Annotated in this window: 13 protein-coding genes and 1 pseudogene; 5 read left to right on the plus strand and 9 right to left on the minus strand. The window is 43.0% G+C overall.

The window, feature by feature from the left end; all coding sequences use genetic code 11:
- Positions 1 to 2425, plus strand: a 2425-nt coding sequence (locus tag BCT49_RS21025; protein ID WP_102437973.1) for a LysM peptidoglycan-binding domain-containing protein, incomplete at its 5' end; no start/stop codon positions are given.
- Between the two features lie 499 nt (positions 2426 to 2924).
- Here BCT49_RS21025 and BCT49_RS21040 read toward each other — a convergent pair.
- The 8 genes from BCT49_RS21040 to radC form a co-directional block, all read right to left on the minus strand.
- Positions 2925 to 3158 (minus strand): hypothetical protein, encoded by a 234-nt coding sequence (locus BCT49_RS21040; protein WP_102437942.1) that lies wholly within the window; start codon positions 3156 to 3158, stop codon positions 2925 to 2927.
- Between the two features lie 40 nt (positions 3159 to 3198).
- The gene (locus BCT49_RS21045; RefSeq protein WP_102437944.1) at positions 3199 to 3456 is read right to left on the minus strand and encodes a hypothetical protein; all 258 of its coding nucleotides are present in this window, start codon (positions 3454 to 3456) and stop codon (positions 3199 to 3201) included.
- A gap of 55 nt (positions 3457 to 3511) precedes the next feature.
- Positions 3512 to 3841: a hypothetical protein gene (locus tag BCT49_RS21050; protein ID WP_226088531.1), complete on the minus strand. Its 330-nt coding sequence runs from the start codon at positions 3839 to 3841 to the stop codon at positions 3512 to 3514.
- A 47-nt stretch (positions 3842 to 3888) separates the two neighbouring features.
- A complete protein-coding gene (locus BCT49_RS21055) occupies positions 3889 to 4656 on the minus strand; it encodes a transcriptional regulator (RefSeq protein WP_102437948.1) in 768 nt (255 codons plus the stop codon).
- Positions 4657 to 4793: 137 nt separating this feature from the next.
- Entirely contained in the window at positions 4794 to 4970 is a 177-nt protein-coding gene (locus BCT49_RS21060) for a hypothetical protein (protein WP_004735711.1), read from the minus strand.
- Between the two features lie 3 nt (positions 4971 to 4973).
- Entirely contained in the window at positions 4974 to 5417 is a 444-nt protein-coding gene (locus BCT49_RS21065; protein ID WP_102437950.1) for a DUF2787 domain-containing protein, read from the minus strand.
- Between the two features lie 46 nt (positions 5418 to 5463).
- Positions 5464 to 5901: a DUF2787 domain-containing protein gene (locus BCT49_RS21070; protein WP_198595888.1), complete on the minus strand. Its 438-nt coding sequence runs from the start codon at positions 5899 to 5901 to the stop codon at positions 5464 to 5466.
- Entirely contained in the window at positions 5898 to 6374 is a 477-nt protein-coding gene (gene radC / locus BCT49_RS21075; protein ID WP_102437954.1) for a RadC family protein, read from the minus strand. Before radC ends, BCT49_RS21070 begins: the two co-directional genes overlap by 4 nt.
- 482 nt (positions 6375 to 6856) lie before the next feature.
- Between radC and BCT49_RS21080 the strand changes: the two are divergent.
- Positions 6857 to 7805 (plus strand): annotated as a pseudogene (locus BCT49_RS21080) (IS1595 family transposase).
- Here the strand turns inward: BCT49_RS21080 and BCT49_RS21085 are convergent.
- Positions 7806 to 7997, minus strand: coding sequence for a hypothetical protein (locus tag BCT49_RS21085; protein WP_102437956.1), 192 nt, complete (start codon positions 7995 to 7997; stop codon positions 7806 to 7808).
- Between the two features lie 477 nt (positions 7998 to 8474).
- On the opposite strand from BCT49_RS21085, the gene BCT49_RS21090 reads away from it, so the two are divergent.
- The 3 genes from BCT49_RS21090 (at position 8475) to BCT49_RS25945 (ending at position 9916) form a co-directional block, all read left to right on the plus strand.
- Complete coding sequence (locus tag BCT49_RS21090; protein WP_102437958.1) at positions 8475 to 8807, plus strand: type II toxin-antitoxin system RelE/ParE family toxin; 333 nt, start codon at positions 8475 to 8477, stop codon at positions 8805 to 8807.
- A complete protein-coding gene (locus BCT49_RS21095) occupies positions 8794 to 9108 on the plus strand; it encodes a helix-turn-helix domain-containing protein (RefSeq protein WP_102437971.1) in 315 nt (104 codons plus the stop codon). The genes BCT49_RS21090 and BCT49_RS21095 overlap by 14 nt, the downstream gene beginning before the upstream one ends.
- 148 nt (positions 9109 to 9256) lie before the next feature.
- Positions 9257 to 9916: a hypothetical protein gene (locus BCT49_RS25945; protein ID WP_198595889.1), complete on the plus strand. Its 660-nt coding sequence runs from the start codon at positions 9257 to 9259 to the stop codon at positions 9914 to 9916.
- The last annotated feature ends 183 nt before the right edge of the window (positions 9917 to 10099 follow it).

Raw genomic sequence — 10099 nt, forward strand, 5'->3', positions numbered from 1 at the left:
GAGCTATTCCAGCTTTATGGACAAGCTAAAAAGTGGTGAGCTGGCACTATTGACTGATTCACCCACAAAGCCTGTGATGCTCAGAGATGGAATGAGCAAATCGTGGAGTTTGTCTGTTGAAGGACAAGAGGCGTTATTGCCTGAAGCGAAAAATGCTTACCTGTCCAGAGCAAGAATGTCTGGCGGTGCGACGGGCAGCGCTGCGCCGACTCAAAGCACCGCTGGTTATGCCTCTAATATTGAAGAGACTTACGTTCCTGAGCCCGTAAAACCAGATACCTCAGATGCACCACCAAAACTGCAATACGAATATTGCTTTGAAGTGGCTTGCTCGGATGAGACGTTGAAACAAAGTGTAAGCTGCTCGTTTGAACTGACGAAAACCAAACAAGAAGCCCTAATTGGCCGTTGGCAGACTGAAGCAACCAAACACGGTACGAAATACACCGCCTATACCGCATTTGATGAACCTAAAAAGTTGGTAGCGAAAGTGACTTCTAGCTCTATGGGTATCAGTGTGCCTGAAAGTGTGCAGGTCAAGCCGATAGGCTCAGGTGTAGTGCGGGAGGCCTTTATCCCAGTCATCCCATCAGTACAGCTAGGAGAGCGTTTAGGACTGCCAACGGAAGGTTATTATTACCACTTTCATAATGACCGTTTGGTTCAAGAATATAAGCTGCTTGGTGAGGGTAAGTGGGCGTTTTATGCTACATGCTCTACCCACGCGCAGCTCAACGACGAGCAAGGCTTCAACATATATCAAAGTGCCATTTTGGTTTACTGGAAGCTCACAGGGAAAGAAGTAGAGAACCAATATCTTGTGTACTTAGAAAAGCAAGTCACCCGAGATGAACTCGATAACCTCAATGACGATTGGTTAGCTCAGCATGGTATTAAGCTAGATATCAAAGAGCTGCTTGCAGCACCTAAGCAGCCTGTTGCTGAAAGACAGACCACTCAACCTGTTGAAACGACTAAAGCAGAGAGCAAACCAGAGACGCATACTGTTGCTACAGACTTAGATACCCATCAACGTGAGACGTGGGGAGCGATAGCTGAGCAATATGGTTTGTCAGCCAAACAGCTTCTTGATTTGAATCCTCAGTACAATGCTGACCCAATGTCGTTGAAAGTTGGCGATACGCTCACCGTCCAACAACATGCAGATCTTGATAGCCCCAAAACTGTTAAACGTGATTTACCACCAGTGGAGCCAGAGACATACAATCAAGCTGCAAACTCTTACTATGCTTATAACGGCAATTTTCAGGGAACGTCTGTCAAACCTATCAACAGTGAGACAGTTTTAAATAATGATCTTGTTGTGGCTAACTTGGGTCAAATCTCTCCTCAGGATGTCGATGACGTGTATCTCGTGTTCGCCGATAAAAAAATGAGCATTGAAGAGTTTGCTCAAGAAACATATTTATCGACAGATGAAACGATTATAGAGCATGTAATAAAATCGAACCCTCACCTCAAACGTAGCTTTAGCCAAATTATTGAAGGGATGCCTTTAGTTGTGTCGCCATGGGTAGAAAAGCATCCAGATGAAGACTTAGCGATCAAACAAGCCAATGATCTTATGACTGATTTTTTGAAGCTATCTAGTGAAGAAAAGAAATGGTTTGCAGAGCATCATGAAACGGCAACTAATGCTTTACTTGTCGCAGCAACATCCGGTTTAGATGTTTACCAAGGTGAGTCTGTTTCAACAGAGCTTGGTGATTTTAATTTAAACCACATAGTTGCAGGTGCCGGAGCTGTAGTGGCGGGAGCTCAAGTTCAAGGAGATAAGCTTGGCAACCGGATGAAGTCATTTGCTGAGTATTCGCGTTATATTGCAGAGAAAACAAAAGGACTGTCAGGGCAAGCGCTCTACTCTAACCCTGAGTACAAAGCATGGCGAAAAGAAGCAAGAGCATTTCAAAGTGAGATGAAGTCGATTCTCTCCGAGGTAGGTAAGCCGGGTTACATTAAAAACGTTCAAGCTAAGCGGATTAATGACTACCTTAATGTTGGTAAGCGACAATTGTATCGCGCGAAAGATTTCTCTAAAGCAATATCAGGCATTGAAATGACAACGCTATACAAGCAAGCTATGTCTTTCAGTCGATTTTTGGGTGTTGCCAATGGGTTAGTGATTGGGGCTGGTTTGTATGGCAATGCTGTGGATGTAGCAAAGACATGCAATACGAGCGGTTGGTTTGAGGAAGCCTGCAATCGAAGTGTTGTTAGAAATAGTACATCAGGCCTTACAAACGTTTTGGGTGGCCTTGCTATAGGATGGGGAATCGCTCTTATACCGGTAACTGGAGGGTTATCAATTGCATTGGTTGCTGGTGGCTCTTTTATCTGGGGAATGTATGGAGGAGAGCTCTCGAACGAAACAGGGAAAGTAATTGAGGAAATGATTTTTGATTGATCTAGTTATTAAAGCTGGTGTGTTACTTCTGGTAGCAGGCGGGTTCCCATACGTTGTCTTGAATATCTACTTATCAATAAAGCTTCGGAAGCGAAAATACGAGATTATTCATAGCACAGTGAATTGTGCTCCACCTAAGTTTAGAGAACGAGCTAAATTTATTTTAGAGAGTAATATTTCGTGGATTTTTGCTAGTTCTACAAGTCATATATTGTACGCATATCTCATACTTAGGTACGCTTGGCGAATACCGAAGGCAGAGATTCAAGAGTGGCGTCAAAGCATCCAATCTATTTATGGTTCTGATTATCCTATATATAGACTGTCGACCTTATTAGCCAACGTGTGGTTAACAGGTCTCCCTGTTTTGTTATTGATTGCTCTTCGTGGGTAAGCTTTTTAACAGATAACATATAACTTCAAATCAGTGCATTAAGGCAAAAAAAGAATGGGGAGCGTGATCGCTCCCCATTGTCATTTTTATCCTTGGCTGGTGGCATTACTTCTCTTTGATGGCTTCACAGCCTTTAGGTATCGCAACTGACGATACCTGTTTACCTGCGTTTAGGGCTGCTTTTACATCCAGCTTGTATTGAGTGCATTTGCCTACACTGACGTTAACCGCTCCCGTTTCTACCGATGGATTACCGCCAAGCGATCCACCACCTTGAGCCAAAACAAAAGGTGATGCTAAGGTAGTCAGTAGAACAAGTGTGTTTGTGATTTTTTTCATGGTGTCATTCTCACTATAATTTTAAAAAGAAAGTTGGGGATTAGTTAGCCGTTTGTTCAGCTTCAGGTGAACACTTATTCTTATCGGAGATCTGACCGTTAAGCTTTCCACACGCATCGGCTGTCCAATGTAGAAGCGCTCCAGCGACAAGAGTGGATTGAGGGCCTTGTTTTCCATTCCAGTGTTTCTCCAGATGCGCCTTAGATATGTTTGGTGTTCCACCGAGCGCAGCGTTTGCCATTGATGAAACGCTTAGAGAGCTCAATGCAATCGCGATGAGTACGTATGATTTTTTCATATTCGATCCTTATTGGTGTTGAAAAATAGATGAGTTGTTTTGTTTTGCTTTCGGTTTAGAAGGTGTAAACAAAGGTGCCAGCCGTTGACGTCACTTCAATTTCTTTTACGTTATCGACGGTGCAGTTGTTGCTGTATCCCGTGTAGGTTTCCCCGAACTTCAATGAAACGTTTCTAGATAGCTCTGAGGCCGTACCAGCAGGAATACGACAATTACCTCGGTTAATTACAACGTCGGTGATGACGGTGTTGTTGGTGATGGCTTGTAGGTCAAAGACTAAGCTTCCCCAGTGAGAGTTGGTGGAGATCGATACTTCTATATCAGCAACGGCTTCAGGAGATTCTTCCTGCTCAGTACAGCCTGTTGCTCCTATAAACAGGGCCATCGTGACTGCGTATCGAACCGATTGGTTTAGTCGATGTTTTAGTTTGGTCATGGGTTTACTCTCCTCATTGGTGAGTGAAATTCTGGGTAGCCTGCTCCTTCGTGAGCTAGCATGAACTGCTCAACATTGAAGTTGACGGGATAGGTAAATGAAAATGTCGATACACTGGCCTCATCGATGAGTGGTAAGGCAACGGTGTGTACTGGATGTTGGTCGGATAACCGAAAGAGCAGCAAGAGCGCGTCGCACTGAACCGAGAGTCCCAGTGGTTCAATGAGCGTTTGCTCTTGCTGCAAAGCTTGGCTAGAGACCTTTAGCATTCGGTTGTTAAGTAATGCTTCATGGACTGACCCTAAGACTTGTTGCTGCTTGTTACTCCAGCTTCTCGTATTAGGTAGGTTGAGGTGTACTTTGCTTAGCCAAAGTTGTTCTTTTGAAATGGCTGAAGCCTTATCCCGTAAGGGTTTGTCTCTCTCCGAGGGCCGACCCTGTCCATAATTCAGTGCATCAGGAATAAGCGGTTGTAAGTACTTGTTGGTCAGTTGCCAATAGAGCATTTCTTGCTTATTGAACGTCAGCAACTGCTCGGATGTTTTTCGGTAAACATGGGGCATGCTCATCGAATCGCACTCCACGTTAAACACCTCCACAATGACTTCATCTAGGTAGCGTTTGATACTGCGGGTGGTGCGGTGGATATCGATTAGGGCTAACTGCTGCTGCAACTCCCTAACGGTGACCCATCGATGTTGAGGAATAAGCATCAGCGTGTGCAGCAAAGCAGATAAGCCTTCAATGCTGGTTTTATTGCTCATGGCTACTCTCTCAATACATAGCGCTCCACACCGGAGTCGGACATTTAATGTCGGGAGAATAGAGGTGGGTTCGACACATAATGTCCAACGGTTAAAGCGCCATCAATCGGCTTAGTGAAAGCGTGAGTCGATTAACATTATCTATGGTTGTTTTTATCTCTCAGCTCTGAGATGGCTACCAGCAACCCAATCAGCAGTACCACCAGAAAGCCTAAGGTCGTTAGGGTTCCAATGGCACCAAAGAAAGGGGAAAGAGAAAGTAACGTGATGAGGGCAGAGATAAGTTTGATGGTTTGTAGAAGAAGGGAAGTCATGAGTTATTGCGGGGTAAGGGTAATGTCGTCGAATACCTCCATCTCAACGTATGCGAGAAAATTACTCTCCCACAATTTATACAGCTCGATAGCCTCACGGTTATCTTTCATTGAAAACCAGCCGTGGTAGCTGGCAAAACATTGACTAGCGCGAAAGTCAAAATCTAAATTCCGCTCAAGCTCAGGGTAGTAGTTCCCCATATAAGCAAAGTCTGTGATGTACTCAACACACCATTCTCCTGTTGAAGACTGGCAAATAGACATTTCGACAGGGTGAAAGCCACCAGCATCAGCACTGTAACTTTTATCACGAAAGTTAAAGACCACATGACGGCTGGTGGAGAGCGTTTCATTGTTAAGCAAATGAGCTGAGTAACGCTCATTAAGCAAGGTATATAGCTTCTTAGAAACTGGTAGGGGTAATGACGTAAAGGCTAATTGGGACATCGACAGTCCTCCTTGTTTAGGGATAAATCAGAAAGTAGGTAGGGGATTAGTTAAACGAGCTGACTAGCGAGAGTTGCACGCTATCAAAGACGTTTCGGCTTAGGTGGCGAGTTAATGCGTTCACCCAAGCAGAGAGCACCTCTTGCACTTCTGGATGAGATAAATCCGTTGTTCCTGTATCGGGTTGATAAAACCAACGATTAGCAAGATGAAAGTACAACTCTGGCTCTACTGAAGTACTGTTGTCATTAGGGTAAGAAAAGCTCGCAAAGAATACGATGACCCAAGGACCTGAGATTGACTCTCGTTTGAGTTGTATCTCAATCGGGTGCAGTCCTTGACGATGGCGGTAGTAACTCATTTGACGGCAGTTCAGTACCAGTCGCTTAGCATGCTCAGGTAGTGTATGACCAGTAAGAAGACTTTCTAGTGACGAGAGCAGTGCATCATTGATACTGATATCACCATAGTGTTGTTCAATCATAACCAGCCTCGCTCAGCAAATGAGGTGCAGGTTTCGCCCGTTACGATATGGTCCAATACGCGCACATCCACCAGCGCTAAGGCGTCTTTGAGTCTTTCGGTTATACGTCTATCCGCTTGTGAGGGGGTAGAGTCACCAGAAGGGTGGTTGTGAGCCATAATCACCGCAGCTGCATTGACCTCTAATACCGCTTTTACTACTTCTCTTGGGTAGACGCTGGCGGCATCGACGGTGCCATGAAAGAGCTCTTTAAACTCAATCAATCGGTTTTGGTTATCCAGTAGCAGTAAAGCAAACACTTCACGTTCATAGCTGCCGAGTTTGCAGCGTACATACTCTTTGGTCGCATCTGGGCTAATTAAGGCATCACCACGTACATAGCGTGTCGCGAGTATCTCAGCGGCATGCTCTAGGATTTCATTCTCCTGATAGCGCTGTTGTTTGTTGTAATCAGAATTTTGGGTAGTTGCCATTACGGGCTCCTGTCGGATTCAATGATGGGGTTTCACATTGATGACATATGCCCGAAGATTTTTGGTTTAAGGGTGCGAAGCGATGAAAGATCATAAGGAAAGATGTGTTATTGAAGGGGGCGTATGGTTTGTTAGCTTTAGAGGTAGGTTAGAGAGGAAAGCTGCTTGCGTTAGAATGAGAGAGCGCTGGAGAGAGTCGCTGGTGATCATAGTTAATTGAGTTGTTACTGTACGACAGAATCGCTTGGTGGTCACAGTTAATTGAGTTGTTACTCTAAGTGATTTTTGCCCCATTATCTGCCAGCATTATCTGCCAGAGTAAATACTCATTCACATACTGTTCATATGTGGTTTCCCTACCAAATCTAATCCGATGAAAGAGGGTAAGACCATGCTCATTTTGGTTCCTGATTACGCATAAGTTTCAGCTTGATCATTTCCTAACCAAGCCTATACTCAGATCATTAGTTTGAGAGGTGTTTATGGCTAGAAATGAGATCCAGTTTCAAAAAGGTGTGTCGTTGATCCGCTTCAATAGCCTTTATGGGACGGAAACTCAGTGCTACGAAAGACTTTTTAATCTTAGGTGGGGCAATGGGTTTGTCTGCCCTAGCTGTGGAGGTAAAGAATACTGCAAGCTAAAACGGCATTCATTATATCAGTGCAACACCTGCCACCAACAAACTTCCCTCACCGCAGGAACTATCCTCGACAACACCAAGTTGCCACTAACTAAGTGGTTTCTTGCTATCTTCCTGCTCACTCAAGTAAAAAAATGGAATATCAGCATTAGAACTATCAAGGCTAATTGAAGTTTCGTATAACACGGCATGGCGCATGAAGCATAAGCTCATGCAGGCAATGAAAGAGAGTGATGATAAACGCCAACTAGATTACATCGTGCAGATCGATGATGCATATTGGGGTGGTAAAACAAAAGGTAAGCGTGGTCGAGGTTCTGCAAACAAAGTGCCTTTCATTGCTGCTGTAGCTCTGAACGAAGATTACAACCCTGTTTACATGCGAATGACCGTCGTTGAAGGCTTTCGTAAAGACGAAGTTGAGAAGTGGGCTCAGAAGCACTTAGTGCCGTCTACTATCGCTATATCAGATGGACTTTCCTGTTTTGAAGCTCTATCCAATGCGAACGTACACCATGAGCGGGTTGTTAAAGATGGCGCACCTGATCTTGATGAAATTCAAGATAAATACTTCCATTGGGTCGATACGATGATAGGTAACATCAAGAACTCATTGAGAGGTACTTACCACGCTATCAGTAAGAAACATCTACCCAGATACCTCGGTGAGTTTTGCTTTCGATTTAACTACCGATTTAGACTTGAAGAAGTGTTAGATGAGCTACTGGGATCGTCAATGACAACACCTCCCATGCCATATCGGTTATTAAAACTACCCGAATCTTTTTAGCTAGCGTCTGGTTATATCAACCACATGATTTTTAGCATCTTTCTCCATTTTCTTCATTTTTTGACTTCTAATCGCAGTTTCTTTCGAGGCTGGTTGAGCATTTCTTAATTTTACTCCACTCATTCTATCCCAAATCACCTCTTCAGGTATTACTTGTCGTAGCAGCCTTTCGATAGCAATCTTTGGCTTCACAGAGTACTTCTCTGCGGCTTTGTTTACCGCATTTTTGAAGCTCCAATGTTTGTCTAGGTAGAGGCATAGAGCTAAATCAACTCATTTATACAGTGTTTTATCTTCAATAAACGGTAAGTCTTTCACTGCCTCTTCTTTAGTAAATAGAATCGCCATGATTTATTCCTTATTTGGCTTAAAGTTTGTAGTAATCAGGTTAATGTTTGAGCAGGCGAAAATCGTATTGCTCAGACACCGCTGGAGTTATACGGAAATTTTCGGCAATTTCTGAAGTTCATATCTTAGCGCTAGGCAGCACAGGCGTTCGATTGAGCGTGAGTATAATTAGAGTTGACTGATGATTGGTTGCATATAATTAAAGAATAAATCCGTTTAATAAGCGTCATAGCTCAAGTCAGACTTACTGCTCCAAAAATTATAGCCACGTTTATCACGTATAGTTTTGCTACCTGTACGTTATTTGCGTATACTTTGCGTATGAAAAGTGTATTTGTCGAATCAACCATATTTGAAAAGTACCGTTATGAATATCTCAGCGATGATGAGTTTAGGCTTTTTCAAGCTGAGTTAATGTCTAACCCGAAGCAGGGTGACGTGATTCAAGGTACAGGTGGTTTGCGAAAGATTCGAGTTGCAAGTAAAGGTAAGGGCAAGCGTAGTGGCTCTCGCGTTATCTATTACTTCCTCGATGAGAAGTGTCGTTTCTACTTGCTGACGATTTACGGCAAGAATGAAATGTCCGACTTAACCGCAGACCAAAAGAAACAACTAAAGGCTTTTATGGAGGCGTGGCGTAATGAGCAATCGTGATCTATTTGCGGAGCTAAGTTCAGCACTTGTTGAGGCTAAAGAGCATTCAGAGGGCAAGCTTACCCTTAAAACTCATCAAGTTAACGACATCAGTGAGTTAAATATCTCACCTGATGAAATCGTGAGAATTCGAGAGCATTTTAATATGTCTCGTGGTGTTTTTGCTCGTTTGTTGCACACATCATCTCGTACGTTAGAGAACTGGGAACAAGGGCGTAGCGCACCAAATGGACAAGCAATAACCCTTCTAAAATTGGTTCAGCGCCACCCAGAAACTCTGTCGCACATCGCTGAGCTATAAAGTTTGTTAGCTTTTCCTCTGTCAGTCAATTTGGCAGAGGTGATGCGAACCGACTTTAGCAAACACGCTTTGCCCCAAAATTGGTTTCGCCAAAAAGTGTACTGGTCTAATGCGAGTGGATTTTTACCAATAGTCACAGGAATTTGTCATGAGTAATACTGATAAACGAAGCAAAAGAGCAAAAAACAAAGCAAAGAAAGCTCGCTTACAAAAGCAAAAGAATATCGAAAAAAAGAATAGAGTAGAAATGGTGAGTGTTGGTAGTGACTTTTTGAAGCTTTTTAAATCATTACCGAAAAAAGACAATCCATACGATCTGATACCATTATTCAAAGAATATCTTGTTGGAAATGGTTCAATAGATATTGAAGCTGAAACAGCAATGCTGTTTGTCACCCATGCGTTTTGGCTTGCTTCTGGAGATAAATCTTTCGTCCTTGATGATGTTGAAATGATCGTTAGTGAAACACTAAGTAACCCAGAGTTCTTTGAGTATTATGATGATGAAAGGAAAAAAGGAACAACTAAAGAAACAAACGTAATCTATCCAGATTTTTCTAATGATGATGATGAATTTGAGGTGAAGTATTCCCCTTTAAGCTGCGAGTTTGAGCATGATGAAAAATTGTTTGAAATTGCTATCTATGAGGGTGACAAGGGCCTATGGTTGTTAGAAGTTGTAGGTTCATGCGGAACGTCATGCCTTTGGAATGAGCAATATAAATCAGATCAAGATGCCCTCAATGAAGCTATTGAAACGATAAAATCAGAGAGTACATCTATGTTTTTAGAAGATAAGTTGCACTGATGTAACATTTCCATCCCAAAGCTAGCGTTCATTAAATAACAGTTGTCAAAATGAATGGTGTTGCATTTTTTGTGTGATCTTATTTTGAATATCGTCATGACACTCTTATATCGCCCACTTTCTTAACTCCGCAATCGTGGGCTTTTTTACTTTGCCATACTTCAGGGGCTCTTCTCCGCTTAG

The sequence above is a fragment of the Vibrio lentus genome (genome assembly GCF_002875945.1).
Taxonomy (GTDB): Bacteria; Pseudomonadota; Gammaproteobacteria; order Enterobacterales; family Vibrionaceae; genus Vibrio; species Vibrio apostichopi.